This is a genomic window from Desulfopila inferna (assembly GCF_016919005.1).
Classification (GTDB): Bacteria; Desulfobacterota; Desulfobulbia; order Desulfobulbales; family Desulfocapsaceae; genus Desulfopila_A; species Desulfopila_A inferna.
Window position 1 is genome coordinate 801558 of record NZ_JAFFQE010000001.1, and the last position, 19661, is coordinate 821218.

14 protein-coding genes are annotated in these 19661 nt (G+C 48.0%); 3 read left to right on the forward strand and 11 right to left on the reverse strand.

Going from position 1 to position 19661, the window contains the following annotated elements:
• Positions 1 to 208: 208 nt before the first annotated feature.
• The 4 genes from JWG88_RS03425 to JWG88_RS03440 all read right to left on the reverse strand — a co-directional run bounded on the left by JWG88_RS03425 (position 209) and on the right by JWG88_RS03440 (position 5345).
• Positions 209 to 1156, reverse strand: coding sequence for an ABC transporter substrate-binding protein (locus JWG88_RS03425; protein ID WP_205232286.1), 948 nt, complete (start codon positions 1154 to 1156; stop codon positions 209 to 211).
• A 204-nt stretch (positions 1157 to 1360) separates the two neighbouring features.
• Positions 1361 to 2836, reverse strand: coding sequence for a betaine-aldehyde dehydrogenase (gene betB, locus JWG88_RS03430; protein ID WP_205232287.1), 1476 nt, complete (start codon positions 2834 to 2836; stop codon positions 1361 to 1363).
• Positions 2833 to 4491, reverse strand: coding sequence for a choline dehydrogenase (gene betA / locus JWG88_RS03435; protein WP_205232288.1), 1659 nt, complete (start codon positions 4489 to 4491; stop codon positions 2833 to 2835). Before betA ends, betB begins: the two co-directional genes overlap by 4 nt.
• Before the next feature lie 101 nt (positions 4492 to 4592).
• A complete protein-coding gene (locus JWG88_RS03440; protein ID WP_205232289.1) occupies positions 4593 to 5345 on the reverse strand; it encodes a FadR/GntR family transcriptional regulator in 753 nt (250 codons plus the stop codon).
• A gap of 353 nt (positions 5346 to 5698) precedes the next feature.
• On the opposite strand from JWG88_RS03440, the gene JWG88_RS03445 reads away from it, so the two are divergent.
• Positions 5699 to 6073 carry a hypothetical protein gene (locus JWG88_RS03445; RefSeq protein ID WP_205232290.1) on the forward strand — a complete coding sequence of 125 codons (375 nt, stop codon included), beginning with the start codon at positions 5699 to 5701 and terminating at the stop codon, positions 6071 to 6073.
• Positions 6074 to 6132: 59 nt separating this feature from the next.
• Here the strand turns inward: JWG88_RS03445 and JWG88_RS03450 are convergent, their stop codons facing one another.
• On the reverse strand, positions 6133 to 6486 hold the full coding sequence (locus JWG88_RS03450) for a YajD family HNH nuclease (RefSeq protein WP_337833100.1): 354 nt from the start codon (positions 6484 to 6486) through the stop codon (positions 6133 to 6135).
• Between the two features lie 677 nt (positions 6487 to 7163).
• Here JWG88_RS03450 and acnA point away from each other — a divergent pair.
• Positions 7164 to 9902: an aconitate hydratase AcnA gene (gene acnA, locus JWG88_RS03455; protein WP_205232292.1), complete on the forward strand. Its 2739-nt coding sequence runs from the start codon at positions 7164 to 7166 to the stop codon at positions 9900 to 9902.
• A gap of 90 nt (positions 9903 to 9992) precedes the next feature.
• Here the strand turns inward: acnA and JWG88_RS03460 are convergent, their stop codons facing one another.
• The 5 genes from JWG88_RS03460 to JWG88_RS03480 all read right to left on the reverse strand — a co-directional run bounded on the left by JWG88_RS03460 (position 9993) and on the right by JWG88_RS03480 (position 16449).
• A complete protein-coding gene (locus JWG88_RS03460; protein WP_205232293.1) occupies positions 9993 to 10643 on the reverse strand; it encodes a PAS domain-containing protein in 651 nt (216 codons plus the stop codon).
• 202 nt (positions 10644 to 10845) lie between these two features.
• Positions 10846 to 11661, reverse strand: coding sequence for a ZIP family metal transporter (locus tag JWG88_RS03465; RefSeq protein WP_205232294.1), 816 nt, complete (start codon positions 11659 to 11661; stop codon positions 10846 to 10848).
• A 366-nt stretch (positions 11662 to 12027) separates the two neighbouring features.
• Positions 12028 to 14289 (reverse strand): nitric oxide reductase activation protein NorD, encoded by a 2262-nt coding sequence (locus JWG88_RS03470; RefSeq protein WP_205232295.1) that lies wholly within the window; start codon positions 14287 to 14289, stop codon positions 12028 to 12030.
• Between the two features lie 222 nt (positions 14290 to 14511).
• On the reverse strand, positions 14512 to 15327 hold the full coding sequence (locus tag JWG88_RS03475; protein WP_205232296.1) for a CbbQ/NirQ/NorQ/GpvN family protein: 816 nt from the start codon (positions 15325 to 15327) through the stop codon (positions 14512 to 14514).
• A gap of 297 nt (positions 15328 to 15624) precedes the next feature.
• Entirely contained in the window at positions 15625 to 16449 is an 825-nt protein-coding gene (locus JWG88_RS03480; protein WP_205232297.1) for an aminotransferase class IV, read from the reverse strand.
• A 430-nt stretch (positions 16450 to 16879) separates the two neighbouring features.
• On the opposite strand from JWG88_RS03480, the gene rbr reads away from it, so the two are divergent.
• The gene (gene rbr, locus JWG88_RS03485) at positions 16880 to 17455 is read left to right on the forward strand and encodes a rubrerythrin (protein ID WP_205232298.1); all 576 of its coding nucleotides are present in this window, start codon (positions 16880 to 16882) and stop codon (positions 17453 to 17455) included.
• 108 nt (positions 17456 to 17563) lie between these two features.
• Here rbr and JWG88_RS03490 read toward each other — a convergent pair whose 3' ends face one another.
• Positions 17564 to 19450 carry a GNAT family N-acetyltransferase gene (locus tag JWG88_RS03490; RefSeq protein ID WP_205232299.1) on the reverse strand — a complete coding sequence of 629 codons (1887 nt, stop codon included), beginning with the start codon at positions 19448 to 19450 and terminating at the stop codon, positions 17564 to 17566.
• Positions 19451 to 19661: the final 211 nt, after the last annotated feature.

Here is a 19661-nt window from a genome sequence, read left to right on the forward strand (position 1 = left end):
CAGTCCACGGCAAGTCTGAACTTCATTTGCCACCGACGGAAAGAGAAGCAGCTCCCGGTCAGGCATGATCGACAGGGGAAACACTCGATTTACGGCGATCTTATCCAACGAATGCGGCGGGCGCAGACGGCACCGCCGCATTCGTCAATTCACAATTCACGTATCGTATATTGCAATACGGAATCATGAAGGTAATCGTTGCACAGAATCAGTAGCTCTTCAGATAGTCTTCAAAAACAGGAAGGGCCGGTTCACCATCTGCAGTTGTGACTCCTTCCAGCCAGCCGCGATAGACTTCAGGATTCTCCTTGAGGTATGCCATGCCAGCCTCACCGTGTTTGAGATCCTTGTTGGTCTGCAGCATCAGCGAAATCTCATTTATCATCGAGATCGGAAAAATCAGGTTCTTGAGGAAATGAGCGACGTTTGGCTGCTCCTTATCAAAGCCTTGACGGATATTTGTATATATAGTCGCAGTTCCGTCGTTTTCTCCGAATGTTTCTGCTGTGCTGCCGGTGAGATACTTCATGTCGATAATCTGGTTCATATAGTGCGGAGACCATCCCAGAAAGACCACCCATTCACCTTCTTTGCTCTTTGCCTTAACCTCGGAAAGCATAATCGGTTCACTGGTAGTAACGATTTCAAAATCACCGAGACCGAACATATTCTGTTCAATCATGGAGCGGATAACGAGGTTGCCGTCATTGCCGGGCTCAAGACCATAGATCTTATAGTCAAGTTTATCGGCGTACTCGGCGATATCGGAGAAATCCTTGAGCCCGGCCTCATATACGAAGGTTGGCACGGCTAAGGTATATTTCGCGCCGGTCATATTGGCTACATACTGAACAATAGTGCCTTTATCTAAAAATTTATTGGCTATGGTGGCCATGGTTGGCATCCAGTTGCCGAGAAAGACATCAACATCACCCATGTCCAGAGCCTTATAGACAATCGGTACGGATAGAACCTTATTATCGGCTTCATAACCAATGCTGTTGAGGATATTCTTAGCCAGTTCCGTCTTCACGGTAACACCTGTCCAGCTCACACTGGCGAAGCGTATCTCCTTTGAGCCATAGGCAGGTCCGGTAAAGAGCAGCGCCGCCGCTAACAAAATTAAGGCGATATTACGTTTTCTTTGCGTGTGCATACATTCTCCTTTTGTATTATTTAGGACTTCAGAAAGAACTATTCTGCATATTGCTGGAATTTTTGTTTCGTGAAGTTCCTTATCCCCCCTTGATTAAAGTGAAACGATAGCGAAGGGGGCCCCAAAAAAAATCTGTTTATTTGTAAATTTCTGACATCGATCGGGCAACTCTCGGGTAGTTTCCCAAGAGTGATAGACTTTCTATCAGACACCAAACCAGGCAAGGGGTTCAGGCTTATAATTCTGGAAAATATGTTTGACCTCTGTATATTCTTCCAGACCAAGCCGACCCAGTTCTCTTCCCAGCCCGGACTGCTTATAGCCGCCCCAAGGGGCCTGGGTAAAATAGACATTGAAATCGTTAACCCAGACGGTGCCAAAGCGCAGCTGCTTTGCTACTCTGTGAATGCGCCCGGCATTGCTGGTCCAGAAACCGGCGGCCAGACCGTAAATCGTCCCGTTTGCCAGCCGCACAGCTTCTTCTTCACTACTAAACTTTTCAACCGTGATGACCGGTCCAAAGACCTCTTCCTGAACTATGCGCATGTCTCCATGACATTCGGTAAAAAGTGTCGGCAGCAGAAAAAATCCGTTCTGCAGCTCGGCGGCCAGCGGACGCGTACCGCCCAACTCAAGCCGGGCTCCTTCGGCCTTGGCAACATTGATATATTTCTCTACCTTGCTCAGATGTTCCTGCGAAATCAATGGGCCCATCTGGGTTCCCTGCCGCAGGCCGTCACCGAGACGGATTTGAGCCATCCTGGCCTTGAGCTGTTCGACAAAACCGTCATGGATGGAGTCCTCAAGCATCAACCGGGCCCCCGCTGAACAAATTTGGCCGGCGTGAAAAAAAACACCGTTTAGGGCATAATCCACGGCAGTATCAATATCGGCATCGGCAAAAACGATATTGGGATTTTTGCCGCCCAGCTCCAGGGCAATCTTTTTGACATTGCCGCTGGCAGCCCGCATGATCGTCTTGCCGGTCTCAATGCCGCCGGTGAAGGAAATAAGATCCACCAGATGGCTTTCGGCAAGCTCCGCACCTACATCCGCCCCAGGACCCAGCACGGTGTTGATGACACCAGGAGGAAAATCAAGTTTTGCTGCCAGCTCGGTGATCATCAGAGTCGTCAGCGGCGTAATTTCACTGGGCTTGACAACCACGGTACACCCTGCCGCCAATGCGGGCGCCAGTTTCCAGGCCGCCTGCAGTAACGGATAATTCCACGGAGATATCTGACCGCAGACGCCTACAGGCTCACGCACCACCCTGCTGTCACTATTGGGAATAGGGGACTCGATGACTTCTCCGCCATCTTTATCGGCAAGCCCTGCATAAAAACGGAAGATACCGGCAATGTCTGCCATATCCCAGCGACTTTCCTCAAGCGTCTTTCCGGTATCAAGGCTCTCCAGTTCGGCCAGTGCTTCGCTTTCTTCAGCGATGCGACCAGCCAACTGATAAAGAAGCTCGCCGCGCTCGGCAGCAGGAAGATTCGACCATACCCCACTGTCGAATGCCTCCCGGGCGGCCGCGATCGCGCGCTGTGCATCTTCACGACCCCCTTCGGCTACCTCGGATATCACCTTCTGGTTGAAAGGGTTGATAATCTGCCGGCTCCTACCGGAGACGGCGGCTTCCCAGCACCCATTGATAAACATTTTTTTTTCTATCATTTTTCATCAGCCTCCCGGTCGTATCTGTAATAACCGGCTGCGGAGGGAGCCTCGGGCGTGTTACCGAGGATGAGATCCGCTGCCTTTTCGGCAACCATCATAACCGGGGCATAAATGTTGCCGTTGGTTATGGAGGGAAAGACGGAAGCATCGACCACCCGCAGATTCTCAACTCCGTGAACCTTGAGTTCAGCGTCAACTACAGCCATATTATCATACCCCATTTTACAGGTACAGGAGGGATGATAGGCGCTCTCTCCTTCCCTGGCCACAAAATCGAGGATCTCTTCATCGGTTTGCACATTAGCACCCGGAGCCAACTCCTCGCCGCGTAAGTCGTCAAAAGCGGGCTGACCGATAATCTCACGCGAGCACTTGATAGCCTCCAGCCATTCCCGGCGCTCCTGTTCGGTGGAGAGATAATTGAAAAATATTTCAGGATACCTGGTCGAGTCGGCCGAGGTAATTTTTACATGACCGCGTACATCGGTGTTCATCGGTCCAACATGCAGTTGAAACCCATGCCCCTGAGCAGGAGCCGAACCATCATAGCGGATGGCAATGGGCAGAAAATGAAACTGCAGATTAGGATAATCGACCCTGTCGTTTCCACGGATAAACCCCCCTGCCTCAAAATGATTCGTGGCTGCGGCGCCTTTACGGCGGAAAAGCCAGTCAAAACCGATTTTGGGTTGATTCTGCCACTGCAGCGCAGGATACATACTGACCGGCTGCTTGCAGGAATACTGAACATACAACTCCAGATGATCCTGCAGATTTTCACCGACGCCCGGCAGGTTGTGGACCACATCTATCCCTAAGCTCCTCAACTCCCCGGCATTGCCGATACCTGAAAGCTGAAGGAGAGAGGGTGAATTAATTGCTCCCCCGCAGGATATAATCTCTCCGGCATAAACCTTCTGTTTTTCATTGCCTCTGGTAAATTCGACACCGACTGCCTTTTTCCCTTCAAAAAGGATACGGTTGACCATGGCCTTGCATTTTACCGTGAGATTCCCTCGATTTTTTACCGGGTGGACGTAGGCTCTGGCTGCATTATGCCGCCGCGCTCTATAGATATTCTGGTCAAATTTGCCGAATCCTTCCTGCTGATAACCGTTGACATCGCTGGTAAGCGGATGACCGGCCTGCTCGGCCGCCTTGAAGAACGCACGGAACAGCGGATTGTCGCATTTCGCCGTGTCCAGATAAAGCGGACCATTTGAACCATGGTATTCATCTGCACCATGGAGGCGGGTTTCAGCCTTTTTAAAATACGGAAGACAGTGCGCATAATCCCAATTTTCCAGTCCCTGGTTAGCTGCCCATTTTTCATAATCAAGGGCATTGCCACGAATATAAATCATACCGTTAATGCTGCTGGAACCGCCGAGCACCTTGCCACGTGGCTGCGCTATACGTCTATTATGCATCTGCGGTTCCGGCTCTGACTCGTACAGCCAATTGTAGGTATTGTCGGTGAGCAGATAGGTCAGTGCCGCCGGCATATGAATGCGAAAATCCCATCTGTAATCCGGCTTGCCTGCTTCCAGGACCAGGACATTGTGCTCCGGATTGGCGCTCAGACGATTGGCCAGTACACTTCCTGCGGAACCGCCGCCTATAATGATATAATCGTAAGCCTTGTCTTTCATATACTTTTACTCCGTATTTCTATTTTTGAATAAGCCGGCGATTACCCCAAACAGCAGGAGAACGCCGAATTCCCTTTTATAAACTTTCCACAATACGCCGGTTAACCCTTCCCTGTTACTGTGGTAGCCCGACATTCTTTATCGACAATACAGCGTTGCAGCAGGGCATAATGAGCCGCTACCGAAGACAGCGCCTTCAGCGGATCATTGTCGGCTATACGCTGGGCAGTTTCATGCCAGTTTTCCGCCGTTTTCCGGCGGTAATAGGGCTCTTCGTACAAGGCATAATCGTGTGAACTGAAACCTTGCTGAATGGCCTCCATAACCCACTCGAAGACCGGATTTTTACTCATTTTTGCCAGACGAATATTGAGAACCCTGTCCTGCTTTGCCAGGCATTCCTTATCCGGTGTTGGCTGCTCCAGCAGTTCCAGAAGCTTCCCTGCTTCGGCTACCAGTTCCTCTTTTTCGGAAGCATCGGCGCGCGCAATCGCCAGAACAGTGATCACCCGATCGATACTCTCCCGAAACTCAGCTATATATCCGAGACCGATATGCTGCTGCTTCAGGAAGAGGGCCAATGATTCACTGACACTGGCTACCTCGATGTTTTTAACATACGTTCCGCCTCTGGCCCCTTTACGAATCTCCACCAGACCTTTTTGCTTAAGGGCACGAACGGCCTCTCTGATGACACCTCGGCCACTTTTAAACTGGGCCTGCAACTCCCTTTCACTGGGAAGGCGTTCACCGGGCAATATCTTTTCCTCTAGAATGGCCGCTTCGATTTGTAAGGCGATGTCTTCACCGGCCCGACCGATCTGCACTGGAATAAATAGTGATTTCTTGTTCATGTGTTGTTCTATTATTCGATAATGGTACTACCAAATGAGCTTGGAGTATTGAAACAATATTGTCGCCAAAAAGCCTATTAATCATATTTAATTGCCTTTTCACAACAGACTAGCTACAATTTGAAAAATAAAGAAGCGACACTTTTTCTTTAATGGTAGGACCAAACTAACCTGTACGATTATTTTGTCAAGCGCTGCTTTGATATTTTTCGCATAAACACCGGCATGTGCGACGGGGGTGGTGGAGGCATGTGAAAGTGGAACAGATTATTTAATAATCTGGAAATATATCCTTCCCGTGCAAGCACGGGAACAACGAAAAGTGGATATCAACGACCAACTATTGGTGAACAATGAAAATATTTGTGATAATAAGGAACCTGATGATCTTTATCTTCGGGGTTTGGTTTTTTGAATTCTACCTTGATTACAAGCTTCCGGAAGAGAACAACCTACTACTCTTTTTTGTTGCTATTCCTGTTATATGGGCAACCATAAGCCAACTGTGGACATCCTACAGCTATAAGGAAATTGAAAATTCGGCAATTCTTTTTTGCACCCACATTCTGAGCATGATGATGTTGCTGGGTACAGTATTTCTGGTCAGTGCAGTCTTAAACACCATATCCGACATCCTTGATCCTGTGGGTGTTTTTATGTTCCATGCGGTCGGCTGGACGGTAATAGCAGCATTGATAATGTATGATATCGTTGATTTTGGGAGATAGAGAATAAAGGCAATTTCCTTGTTGCTCTTCGCAATCCGTTTCTGTCTTCAAGATCTTTCTCAATCCTCTTCTGCATCTTTGCCGGTCTTGGACAACAAATTCTTGAGATCGGCAAACGGAGTATGTGTTGCAGTCTTCCCCTTCTCGGCATCCGGGTTTTCAGTAGCCAGCCATTGGGCATCAAGCAAACGGGAGTGTTCGTTGTCGTGGCAATAAATACACAGGAGTTCCCAATTGCTGCCGTCGGGGGGATTGTTTTTATAATTATGGTCCTTGTGATGTACTGTCAACTCCCGCAATTTCTTGCCGGTAAAATCCCGGCCACAACTCGCACAGACCCAGGGGAGGATCTTCAACGCCTGTTCCCGATATTCTATCTTTTTCATTCTCTTCTTCTCTGCAGTTGTAAACACCTTAAAAGCTCAGTTGCCTCGAACATGACCTGTCAGCATGATAGTCATAGTATCACATTTTCAGATAGCATGAAAATACTTCTGATTAAGGCTTGACCAATCAAAATCAGCTGTGCAGAGCCATAACCCTGGAAATCAGAAAAATCGCAAGCCCCAAACCCGTGCGGCGTCCGGTAAACCTGGCAGATAGGCTTAAAGAGAGGAAGCTTTTTTCCAAAACAATATTGCCTGTGATATAATCAATTTGAGCAGATGAGAATATTAAGGAAGAAGAACTCTTAAAAAGTTAACGAAGTCGAAGAGATGGCCTCTGCAATAAGGACCCATTCGGCCATAAACTCCGACTTCGGGAAAGTTCAACATACCAGGTGGAGTACCAGAGACGCGATTTGGCAATACATCAGTACGGCAAATCGCTGCTTCAGATCTGGAACGGCTTTGATCAAGCTTAATGAATCCATCAAGAATGTGCTTTTTACAGATAACTATTGAAAATAGCTATCGTTACAAGTATTTTTTACTGTTTTTACATATCATCCAAAAAACGCAGCGCCGTCAGAAATTCTTGCTCAAGCGCGTGATTACGTTCGACAGGGCAGAGACTGGGAACGTCTCTGCAGCGTCTACGCTTGTTGTATGCCATTCATGTTATCACACATACCAATAAGGAAAATGCCATGAACAGACAGGATTACCGCCGGACTTTAAAGGTCAACGGAAAGGAATACAGCTATTTCGATATCACACTCCTGCAGAAGAACAAGATCGCTGATATTGACCGACTGCCTTTTTCCATTCGTATACTGGTAGAAAATCTCTTGAGGAAACTTGATGATAATATTGTGAAACACGATGATATCCTGGAGATAGCCAACTGGAAAAAAAGTTATGCTTCCCCTGCGGAAATACCATATCACCCTGCCCGGGTACTCATGCAGGATTTTACCGGAGTACCGGCAGTTGTTGACCTTGCAGCAATGCGTGACGCCGTGAGGGATCTGGGCGGAGATCCGGCCAAGGTAAATCCCCTGGTCCCTGTCGAACTGGTGGTTGATCATTCTGTTCAGGTCGATTACTACGGCACCACGAAAAGCCTCACCCAAAATGTGGCAAAAGAGTATGAGCGCAACCATGAGCGCTATACCCTGCTGAAATGGGCGCAAATCAGCTTCGACAACTTCAATGTGGTTCCACCGAACTCCGGGATATGTCACCAGGTCAATCTTGAATATCTGGGTCGAGTTGTCATAGCCGACGACAAAGATATCGCCTATCCCGATACCGTTGTAGGCCTGGATTCTCATACTCCCATGATCAACGGTATTGGTGTTATGGCCTGGGGAGTCGGCGGCATAGAAGCCGAGGCGGTAATGCTTGGCCAACCATACTATATGTCTATCCCTCAGGTGGTCGGAGTAAGGCTTACCGGCAACCTCAAGGAAGGAACAACGGCCACCGATCTGGTCCTCACCGTTACAGAACTTTTGCGCAAAAATAACGTGGTTGAAAAATTCGTCGAGTTTTTTGGAACGGGTGTTGCCAATCTTTCCATTCCGGATCGTGCAACCATATCCAACATGACCCCGGAATATGGGGCAACCATGGGATTTTTTCCCATCGATGCCAAGACAATAGATTATCTTCGTCAGACAGGCAGAACCGATAAAGCTGAGTTGACGGAAGCATACGCCCGAGCCAACAAGCTCTTTCTGACAGAAGACGAGCAAAGGGAATACAGTCAGATAATCGAGCTTGAGCTTTCAACCGTCACCCCCTCACTTGCCGGGCCGGCCCGTCCCCAGGACCGCATTCCTCTGCCCAGGATAAAGGATAAATTTGAGGAGATTCTCGGCTGTGATTACGACAGGGACACCGGGCTGAAAAACATATCCGAATTTCATCAGGAATCAGGGAATCAAACGGTGCGGCCACGCAAGTGCGCCCCTGCACAAAAGAGAGTATTTACCCTCGATCTTGACGGCAAAAAGGTGGATATGGGTGATGGCAGCGTGGTTATTGCTGCGATTACTTCATGCACCAACACCTCGAATCCTCATGTTCTGATGGGAGCCGGTCTAATGGCTAAAAAGGCGGTAACCCTCGGATTACATGTACCATCCTACGTTAAGACATCTCTGGCGCCCGGTTCCAAGGTGGTCCGTAATTATTTGCAGGAGGCCGGATTGACACCCTATTTTGAGGCGCTCGGCTTTCATCTTGCAGCCTTTGGCTGCACCACCTGTATCGGCAACAGCGGCCCCTTATCGAAGAAAATAGATGACCTGATTGAAGAACATGACCTCAACGTTGCCGCGGTCCTTTCCGGCAACCGGAATTTCGAAGCCCGCATTCACCAGCGTATCAAGTCAAATTTTCTGATGTCTCCCATGTTGGTTATCGCCTTCGCTCTTGCCGGAAGGATCGATATCGACCTCACAGCTTCACCACTGGGACATACGCCTAATGGTGAACCTGTCTACCTTAAAGACCTCTGGCCGGCCAACGCTGAGATTGAAGCCCTGATAGCGGGACATGTCAGCCGGGAAGGTTACGAGAAGGTGTATTCCACCATTTTTGAGGGTGATGATTTCTGGAAAGGACTCGAGGTAACGGAAAGCACGACCTTTGCCTGGGATCCCAATTCCACCTATATCAAAAAGCCACCGTATTTTGATAACTTCACAACCGAAACCACAAAACCGGTGGATATCGAAGGCGCCCGTCCCCTTGCCCTCCTCGGCGATTCGGTAACCACGGATCATATTTCTCCCGCAGGTTCCATTCCCGTTGATTATCCGGCGGGAAAATATTTAATCTCCCAGAATGTTAAACCGGTAAATTTCAATTCCTATGGATCGCGGCGCGGCAATCACGAGATAATGATGCGCGGAACTTTCGGGAATATCAGGATTAAGAACAAGATGGTTTCGCCCAGGGAAGGAAGCTTCACCCTGAAGAAACCTGAAGAGAAGGAAATGTACATATACGATGCCGCCATGGAATATGCAGGGGAAAATATTCCGCTTGTTGTTCTTGGCGGCAAGGAATACGGTACCGGATCTTCACGGGACTGGGCGGCAAAAGGCACCAATCTGCTGGGCATCAAGGCGGTTCTGGCCCAATCCTATGAGCGCATTCACCGCAACAATCTTGTAGGAATGGGTATATTGCCTCTGGTTTTCAAGGCTGGTGACAGCCTCGAGAAATTTAAAATCAAAGGAAATGAGCTCTTCCGTATCGAGGGATTGCAGAATATGCGGCCACAGCAGGAATTAACCGTCCATGTTACTCGGGATGACGGCTTAGAATTTGATTTTAAGGTAAATTCACGACTCGACACCGACATAGATATTACCTATTACCAGCATGGCGGGATTCTTCCTTATGTGTTGAGAAAGATAATGGCACAAAAGTAAGGCTCCGGCATCTCAATCTCTGTGATAAATTTTTGAGAGCAACCGGTAAGCCACGCTTGAGACTCTCTAAGAGTCGGAACCGTTACTTATCTACCCCCCTTTGTGGGATGTTAGATATTGACCATAATGCTTATCCCTGCATTCCGGACAGATGCTATGGCTCAAATCCGCGCCGGAGTATCTGTGGATATAGACTTCAAGCTGATTCCAACAGCCGTTGTCGTCTCGAATCTTCTTGCAGTGAGAACAGATGGGCAGTATGCCTTTGAGGGTTTTAATTTCACTGGCGGCCCTTTGTAAATCCGCAATCAGTGACTCTTTTTCGCTCAGGGTTTTACGCAGTTCGGTAATATTGAAAGCAACCCAGACCACCATGCGCGGCTGATCCGCAATTGCGGCAACCGGCGATATATGGGCTTCAAACCACTGCTTCCCCTCGGGGCCGGCAAGATCCTCGGAACCCTGTATGTCGCCGGCAGACAGCTGGTAGACGTATGTGCGTACCTCATTTCCTTTAATGGCTTTTTGTATTTCGGCCACAAAGGCATCCGCCAGATGTTTCTCAATTACCTCGTGAATGCTCTTACCTATTAAATGCGAGCCCTGGTGATACTTCCTGCGATCAGCTCCACCTATGACCTGAACATAGCATCCATGTTCATCAAAAATAAAAAACGGTTCAGGAATAGCTGCAATAATTGCCGAACCTATATCAGATTCAATCTTTTCATAACATTGCACAACGGAGCCTCATACTCTCTTATCGTTCCATTTCAGGAAAGTTTCATTGCTACCCGGATATCCGGAATCACACACCTCAACGTAAACAAACCCTATAGAAAGAAATAATCAATGAGAATATTAGCAGGAAGAAAGAAACAGAGACCGTGGGCAATTGAATATTCAGTGCCATCCTCCGCCCATGCTCCTCCGGCACAGATTTTCAGCCTAAAGCAACATCAAGTATCATCATGACCGTGAAACCGCCCATGGTGGACATTGTCACAACATCTATATTGTCATAGCGCTTTTGAGACTCCGGAATCAGTTCCTCAACAACCACAAAGATCATGGCGCCGGCGGCGAAGCACAGTGCATACGGCAGAATATTCTGCATCTTTAAAACAAATAGTGCACCGAGAACACCGGCAAAAGGCTCCACCATGCCTGAGAATTGCCCAATGAAAAAACTTTTGCCTTTCGACATTCCTTCCCGTCTCAAGGGCATAGATACGGCAGTGCCCTCGGGAAAATTCTGGATACCAATACCGATGGCCAGTGCTATTGCTCCTCCAATTGTTGCCGAGGGAAGATCTGCCGCCACTGCACCAAAGGCGACTCCCACCGCCAGCCCTTCGGGTATATTATGGATGGTTATGGCCAGGACAAGAAGGGTACTGCGTTGCCATGAAGTTTTCACACCTTCTTTTTTATCCATGCTCAGGCCCGGATGAAGATGAGGCAGAAATTTATCCGTTACCCGCATGAAAATACCACCGCCCAGAAAGCCGACGGCTGCCGTCAGCCAGGGGATATGCCCCAAATTCTCGGCCATGATAATACCGGGAGAGAGAAGAGACCAGAAACTGGCGGCGATCATTACTCCGGCAGCAAAACCGAGCATTGAATCCATGAGCTTTTGCTTAATGTCTCTGGTGAAAAAAACCAGAGAGGCTCCGGCAGCAGTCACTCCCCAGGTAAACAGAGTAGCCATAAAGGCTTGCGTTACCGGACTGAACTGCAGCAAAAAATCAGCCATATTTCCTCCTGACTCCATTGTTCTTTTTGCAAAAACCGGGCGACAGCTTTAGTTTCACTGAACTACCCGAAAAAAAAATCAGTCCCCTCAATAATTCCAAGAAAAATCTAGGGATGCGCAGGCTCCGCTCTCTCTCCCGATTAAAAACATGGCTGCTGAGCTTCAGGGGTGATCAGATTTGCACATTCTTTTCCTGTTGTATTCACATGAGAAATACCCTCCTAAGAATATACCTTATAGTTAGGTGGAAAGGGAATTAGATTTTGTAGGAAATCAAACATGACATGATACGGCATGCAGACTTTAACATGTTGCACTATCCGTGATCCCGGCACATTAACTCCTACAAAGCTCCAGGACATTCTCCTATCTCGTCAGCAAACGGTAAATTTCCGTTAGCCGAGAAGGCAATTGCTCGATATTGTTCACATAGGTATAGTTTCCCCTGCCAAAGAGATGTTCGAGATAATCATGTGATTCCTGGTCGATGGTTATACAGTACGGATGAATACCCTGTCCTCTGGCTTCGGCCAGAGCTTTCCGCGTATCCTCAATGGCGTATTGACCTTTGTAATCGTCATAATCCTCTGGCTTACCATCGGAAATGATCAGAAGCAGCCTGCTTTTTCCCTCAATATCGGCAAAATATTTTATCATATGGCGGATAGGCGGTCCCATCCTGGTGTATTCCTTTGGTCCTATTGCGGCAATTCTCTCCTTGACCACCCGGCTGTAAGGCTCGGCGATATCTTTTATCTTATATACTTCCGAGCGCATCCGACGCATCCCGGAAAAACCGAAGATTCCATATCTGTCGCCCACAGTCTCCATAGCTTCACAGAGCAAGACCAGCGCCTCTTTTATGGCAATACCTATCCACCCTTCCGTTGAGTTGGACATGTCCACCAGGAAGTTGGTCGAGATGCTCCTCTGATTGCGTATCAGCCTGATGAAGACCTTTTCAGAAGGCGGCAATCCGGCGCTTTGATCACCCATTGATTCGACCAGGGCGTCGAGATCCAGATCATCGCCGTATCTTCGCCTCCTGGCGAAACGTTCCTGAGTCCGCATCATTTCAAATTGACGGCGAATCTTCAGAAGTACCTTTTTGTGCTTGACGAGGGTGCGCTCAACGAAATCCGATTTCACGCCTGTGAGAGTCCTTTGCCGCAGGCTGCACCAGTTTTTTCTATAGCCATGTCTGCGGTAATCCCACTCATCATATGGAATAAATCGTTCAACGGATTCTTCTACGATCTCTTCCATCTCTTCCTCACCTGCCGGTCTGCCCTGTCCGGCAATACCGAAAGCGGCAGAGACATAACCATCGGGCATTTTCCCGAGATCTGCCTGGATGCTGCCGATAAGTGCCTGGATCTCTTCGGGCAATTCGATGCTCTTGTTGTCGATGGTTATACTGGCACCGGCCCCGGTGTCATCTGTTCCACCTTCAGCTAATTGAAGACGAGCGCTGTCTCCCTGCTCCACTGTAGCATCAAAATCTAATCGGTCCAGTGAGATCTGCTCACTTTTTATCAGAAAATCTGCAAGCAGAGTTTCAAACTCTTTTTTGTTTTTCTCGATTCGTTTCTCGGTTACCTTCCCTACCTCGGAGAAGTTGAAAGCATCCATAAACGGATAGAAATTGAATGGTGCCCGGTTTTTCTCCCGCTCCGTGACATACTCATACATCTTCTTCAGTATTTCAGGGCCTTGCTGAGGGGTGTGCAGGAGTGACAGCAGTGTTGATTCGGGAGATATGCAACGGTCTTCCGGCAAGACTATGACCCGCAATAGATCTTCAAGAATGGTTTTCCTGCCCCACTGATTCACCTTACGAAGATGCAGCAACTGCCGTCTGATATGGGCGGTTTCCCTAATAAGGCCCGGGAAATCCCGGTACAGCAATTGGAAGGAGCGATACAACTCCTTCAACTGATAGAGTTCTGCGGCACATTGCCGATCATCGAATTTTTCAAAAGAAAAAATGGCCCCGGGGCTCCCCTTAATTTTTTCTTCCGGTCTCTGCGGCGCAGATCTCCACAATTGAAACGATTGACTATGGCCTAGGCTGCCCTGAAGGATAAAGCTTGTCTGCAGGCTTATAATGAGTTTATAGAAGAGCAGATTTTTATTGCTGTTGATGAAGAAATCTACTTCTTCGGGAAGATAGATCGTTTCTGTGTCGGTATAGATAAGCCCCGAACCCTGAAGCTTGATCTCAAGTCCGGATATTCCTCGGGCATAGGCGGTCAGACGGCCGAGATTTTCCGAAAGACGAACAACGGCAGGCTCGACCTCTTCAAGGAGCTGGTCAGGGTGAGACTCTGCCATATAGGCTCTGGCCTTCTTCAGTCCACCTTCCTCGTAATTGAAGAGAATTCTCCTTAGCCATTCTGCAAGGGTCTCGCTGTCAAGCTTTCCGGCGTGGCGAGCTCCCTCCTTGAGAAAAGAAAAAGAGAGACTGTGGCTGATCGGCCAAACCGTTGAAACGGCCTGCAGAAGAAAGCGCTGCTGCTCTTCATTCAGATCTTCCAGATCATAGAGCGCATCCTCGATATCCCATTCATTGGGTTGCGCCGGGTACACCTGCTCATGAAATATTTTCCGTAACTCTATGTAATCCATTTTTTTAACTGAGGAAAAGATCTAGCCTGGCTATTTCACGAGTCTGCCTTGTTTATGGACGAGGCGTCACGAGCGAAGCTGTAGCAATCTACCGCAGCTCGCGATAACGCGTCACATGGGCAGTCCGCCCGAAGGATGAAAAAGCTGATTTCAGCTTATGGTTACACTTTGTGCCACATAATAATTCATTAAATTTTTAAATGGTTTCATGAAATACTTGGGCTAGAAAACTGCTCGTGTCATATCCTCTAATGAGTCTATAAGTTCGCTGTCATCGGTCAGGCTTTCAATGATACCGGCCTTACAGGCGCGGCGGGTGCTGATGCCTGCTTTAACAAGAAAAGCCGTCTGGATAAGCAAACGCGTGGAAGCTCCTTCCGGCAATCCCGAATCCTTGAGGTTGCGTGTCATATGACCGATCTTCACCAGTTTTTCCGCAAGATCATTCTCAATGCCGGCCTCCCTGGCAACTATTTCTCTCTCAATCTCCCTTATCGGGTACTCAAAAGAGATGGAGACAAAACGCTGCCTCGTTGAAATTTTGAGATCCTTGACCACGCTCTGGTAGCCGGGATTATAGGAAACAGCCAGCATAAACTCCGGTGGCGCGGTGAGGATTTCACCGCGCTTCTCGATGGGAAGCTGCCGTCTGTCGTCTCCCAGTGGGTGTATCACCACGGTGGTATCCTTGCGTGCTTCAACGATTTCATCCAGGTAACAGATGGCACCATTTCTCACCGCTAAAGTCAGTGGCCCATCCATCCACACCGCTTCACTGCCTTTGACTAAATACCTGCCGACAAGATCGGAGGTCGACAAATCATCGTGACAGGATACCGTTATGATCGGAAGCTTCAACCGCCAGGCCAAAAAATGCATAAATCTGGTTTTACCGCAGCCTGTCGGTCCTTTCAACAGCAGCGGAAACTGATTTTCATAGGCGGCAAGGGCAATTTCTATTTCATTGCTCTGGGGTATATAAAAAGGTTCCTCGGCAATGACATGTTCTTCAATGCGCTCGCTTAATACTTTCTTCATAGTTCAATCCATTTTCCCGCTAATTTTCTCCGGGACAATCATTGATGATCCCACCAAAAAGTCATCGAAGTTGCCGGAATGGACAAGTCCATCCTCTATCGCTCTGGGAAACTATATGACAATAGTTACCAATATCAAGACAATATATGAGATGGCGATTTTCCTGCAGACTACTTTTAGAGGTAATTGTAAAAGCACCGGAACAGCTGTCGCGCTTCGGAAAATTCAATAACTGGTGAAGGAGTGGGAAAGTGATTCAAAGAAAAACCATCGATTGTCACAGGGCAGACCAGCCTATCACCACGAATCAGTATACTGCCGAAACAGCATAATTATACGTTGTGTGACTCTACCGGGTCTTTCAGAAAATTTAGTGTTATCTATCTGAACAACCGGCACGACTTCCTTGTTCGACGAAGTCAGGAATGCCTCGGTAAAATTTGCCAGATCCTGTCTTTTGATGATGCCTCGTTCTACAGAAAACTCCTTCCCGGCAAGCTGCAGCACGATTTCCCTGGTAACACCCGGTAATATGCCTTTCTCGGGGGTGACAATGCGGTTATCTTTCACAAGAAACAGGTTCGAAGTTGTCCCTTCCAGCAGATCGTCGTTTTCATTAACGTAAAGCGACTCGATGGCTCCGCACTCCCGGGCCCTCTTGAGTGCCAGTACGGCCTGGATATAGTTGGTGCTTTTCGATCCCGGAACATGCCGCGTCACATCGGCGGTAATGGCTTTGACTCCTTTACTGTACCATTCCTGAGGGAATTTTTTCAGCTGCGTTGCCATAATGACCAAGCGCGGTCGGTCCATGGGGGTAATGGAATCATCACTTTCGCCGCCTGTTATCAGAAAGCGGATATTCGCCTCACTGAAATTGTTGCGGTGGAGCAGTGTACCGACAATTTCCTTCAGATATTCATGAGACCAGGGACAGGCAATATTAAGAAGTGCCGCGGAATTGCGCAGTCGCAGCAGGTGATCCTCCAGATGAAAAGGCCTGCCGCCATAGGTCCGCAGATAATCAAATACTGCATAACCGCGCAGGATTGCCATATCATTAAGAGGAAGGACTGCTTCGGCTGCCTCGACATATTTACCATCGACATAGAATATAGACATTGCTCCCAGGCCTCTCAGCTGAAATGAAATGTACGGCAAATCGCCGTTTCAGATATTACAATGATGTAGATCGAGCTTCTAACAAATGCGTCAAACTTTTACTACCAGAAATGAAGGTAATCAGGCAATAATTAACTTTTCACTGCGATTTCCGGTAGTCTTCACCGAAGCAAACCCGCAGATCTGTTTTTCATCGGCAGATTCTTCGGACTACTGCATAAGCATTAGTAATAACGTGAACTATTCTTGACAACTTACCTGAAAGCGAGTATTGTGCATTAGCAACATTCCCTTGAGGAAGAGGACATACGCTTCCGTATTAAAACATTTAGCAATTCATATCAGAAACAGTCTTATTATCGAATTTTTTTTTAAGATTTCCTATCTTATTAATGATTAATCTACAAAATCACTTTAAAAGGAGCATTAAATGGGATCACTTAAAGGAACACAGACAGAACAGAATCTTCTGAAGGCCTTCGCCGGCGAATCACAGGCACGCAGCCGCTACACCTATGCCGCCTCCGTGGCCAAAAAGGAAGGCTATGAGCAGATTTCCGCGATTTTTCTTGAAACCGCGGAAAACGAGAAAGAGCACGCCAAGCGTTTCTTTAAATTTCTCGAAGGAGGAGATGTTGAGATTACGGCAAGCTATCCCGCCGGCACCATTGAAACAACTCTTGAAAATTTGAAGATGGCCGCTGCCGGTGAAAACGAGGAGCACAGCGTGCTCTATCCTGAATTTGCGCGCATTGCCGAAGTGGAAGGATTTCCAGAAATCACCGCCGCCTTCACCATGATTTCCAAGGTTGAAGTTGAACACGAGGCCCGTTATAACAAGCTCATAGCCAATTTAGAGAATGACGAAGTATTCAAAAAAGATAAATCAATCCGCTGGAAATGCAGGAATTGCGGGTATGTCCATGAAGGCGCTGAAGCCCCGAGTCTCTGTCCTGCCTGCGTTCATGAGCAAAAATATTTTGAGATCAAGGAAGAGACTTATTGACGGCTTCGCAGCACCGACACAGTTGCTTTATCACATTGATAAGATGCAGTAGGAATAAAGACAAAAAGGAGGGACTCTATCCCTCCTGTCTATTGGGGGATCTGAAAATTAGAGCAATCCCTCCCTGAGCTCGTTGAACTTGCAGGTCAACACCAGCGCATCATCTTCTATGGTCGTTTTGACCTTATACGGCAAGGTCTTGAAAAGCCCGATCATTGCTTTATTTTCCGGTACGGTATAGGCCATGAGTCCGGATATACCATTGCTCCTGGCAGCTTCCGAAAGTTTTTTCATAAATATTTTACCCAGCCCCATACCCTGATATTTCTTGTCGATAGAGAAGGCCACCTCGGCCATATTCTGCTCGACGATAAGCAAATATTCCGCTACACCGATCACCTCTTCGAAACCTATTTCCCCGACAGTAGCGATCAGTGTGAGATCCTTGATGTAATCTATATGAGACTTATTCTCCAGATCGGAACGGTTGAAGCTCTTTTTATCGTGGAAAAACCTGGAGAAGACATCCTTCTTTTCAAGTTTATAATAATGTTCCTGAATCCGTCTCTCGTCTACAGGCTTTGCCGGCCGGAGAGTGATGCGCTTGTCACCCCTGACGATGCTGTCTTCAAGTCCGACAGGATAGACGGCCCGTACCGCTTCGCCAAGAGTCCTCTCCTTGCCGATCATGCCCATGTCCTTGGCCACATCGAGAAGTTCATCGCGGAAGTCAGGGTGAGCGATGGTGATCATAGCCATTACCCTTTCCTGCATACTTTTTCCAAAAAGATTGGCAATTCCATATTCGGTGGCCACCCAGTGCACATCACCTCGCGGAAGAACAATCGGCACCCCTTCGGTGATGGGTATGATGGTACTCTTTTTGCCGTCCGCAGTGGTGGAAGGCAGGAATATGATCGATTTTCCCCCCTTTGATCTCTTGGCGCCCCTGACAAAATCAGGTATACCGCTGACCCCGGCATACAGGGTCTGGGCAGCGGCTTCCGCAGTTACCTGTCCCATCAGATCGATCGATCGTGCAACATTCATGGAAACCATGCGGTTGTGCTGGGCAATGATGAACGGATCATTGACATAGTCTGATGGATAAAACTCTATACCGGGATTGTCATGAAGAAATTCATAGAGGTTCTGGGTTCCGACGGCGGCAGAGGCCACCAGCTTTCCATCATTGAATCCTTTTTTACGATTGGTTATGACACCCTTGGAGTAGAGATGCATAACATCGACGGTAAGATACTGTGAATGCAGGCCAAGATCATTTTTATTAATCAGTGCCTGGACCGTTGCCTGGGAGGCGGCATCGAGTCCGACCTGCAGGGTGGATCCGTCCTCGATAAGACGTGAAATATTTTTGCCTATCTGAACGGCGACCTCTGACTGTTGCGGAGGTTCAATGGCAAGCAATTCCTCATCGTGCTCCACGATGACATCGACATCATTGACATGAATAAAACTGTGTCCCATGACTCTGGGCATTCGTGTATTGACCTGGGCGATCACATAATCCGCCGAGCTTGCAGCTGCGGAGGTAACATCAACGGAAACCCCCAGGCTCATCCAGCCGAAATCATCGGGCGGGGAGACCTGAATAAGGGCGACGTTGATCGGCATTTTTCTGCTCTTGAAGAGCAACGGAACATCGGACATATTCATCGGGGTGATGAATCTTTTGTTTCTGGCGAGAGTATCGATGCTCGCGGAACCCAGATAGATATTGCGGATGTTCATCGAGGCATCATGAGTTTTGTTGGCTATCTCCGAGAGAGGTACCGACTCCATACTCATCATGCGTACTATTTCCAGTCCCGAAAAGCGTACAGCATTGTCAGCCAGGCTGCGAACCAGCTGCTGTGGCTCACCACAGGCGGACCCGATAAAAACCCGCTGCCCCTGGCGTATCTTTCTTATGGCATCATCTGCACTGCATCGTTTCTCGACATATGAATCCGCCCAATAAATGTTCCTTGCCATCTGTTTTCTCCTTAAATAATTCCAAGTGGGTATTGCCTATACAGAATGTCGAGGCACGACCCTATAAAGCATTTCAATAGTATTTCTCTACCCCAATGCAGCTCTGTTTATTTGTTCGCCAGTTTCAAACACTCTATTATCAATACGTCAGTTGGCAATATTACACATATCAATAAAGATGATCTTGAGAAACGTGTTTCAGAGGGCTGGA

Excerpts from the sequence above, each read along its gene's own strand:
- JWG88_RS03445 (WP_205232290.1), top strand. The coding sequence starts at position 5,699 with ATGAAAATATTTGTGATAATAAGGAACCTGATGATCTTTATCTTCGGG.
- JWG88_RS03480 (WP_205232297.1), bottom strand. The coding sequence starts at position 16,449 with ATGTCTATATTCTATGTCGATGGTAAATATGTCGAGGCAGCCGAAGCA.
- JWG88_RS03440 (WP_205232289.1), bottom strand. The coding sequence starts at position 5,345 with ATGAACAAGAAATCACTATTTATTCCAGTGCAGATCGGTCGGGCCGGT.
- JWG88_RS03490 (WP_205232299.1), bottom strand. The coding sequence starts at position 19,450 with ATGGCAAGGAACATTTATTGGGCGGATTCATATGTCGAGAAACGATGC.
- JWG88_RS03475 (WP_205232296.1), bottom strand. The coding sequence starts at position 15,327 with ATGAAGAAAGTATTAAGCGAGCGCATTGAAGAACATGTCATTGCCGAG.
- JWG88_RS03465 (WP_205232294.1), bottom strand. The coding sequence starts at position 11,661 with ATGGCTGATTTTTTGCTGCAGTTCAGTCCGGTAACGCAAGCCTTTATG.
- JWG88_RS03470 (WP_205232295.1), bottom strand. The coding sequence starts at position 14,289 with ATGGATTACATAGAGTTACGGAAAATATTTCATGAGCAGGTGTACCCG.
- JWG88_RS03425 (WP_205232286.1), bottom strand. The coding sequence starts at position 1,156 with ATGCACACGCAAAGAAAACGTAATATCGCCTTAATTTTGTTAGCGGCG.
- rbr (WP_205232298.1), top strand. The coding sequence starts at position 16,880 with ATGGGATCACTTAAAGGAACACAGACAGAACAGAATCTTCTGAAGGCC.
- acnA (WP_205232292.1), top strand. The coding sequence starts at position 7,164 with ATGAACAGACAGGATTACCGCCGGACTTTAAAGGTCAACGGAAAGGAA.
- betA (WP_205232288.1), bottom strand. The coding sequence starts at position 4,491 with ATGAAAGACAAGGCTTACGATTATATCATTATAGGCGGCGGTTCCGCA.
- betB (WP_205232287.1), bottom strand. The coding sequence starts at position 2,836 with ATGATAGAAAAAAAAATGTTTATCAATGGGTGCTGGGAAGCCGCCGTC.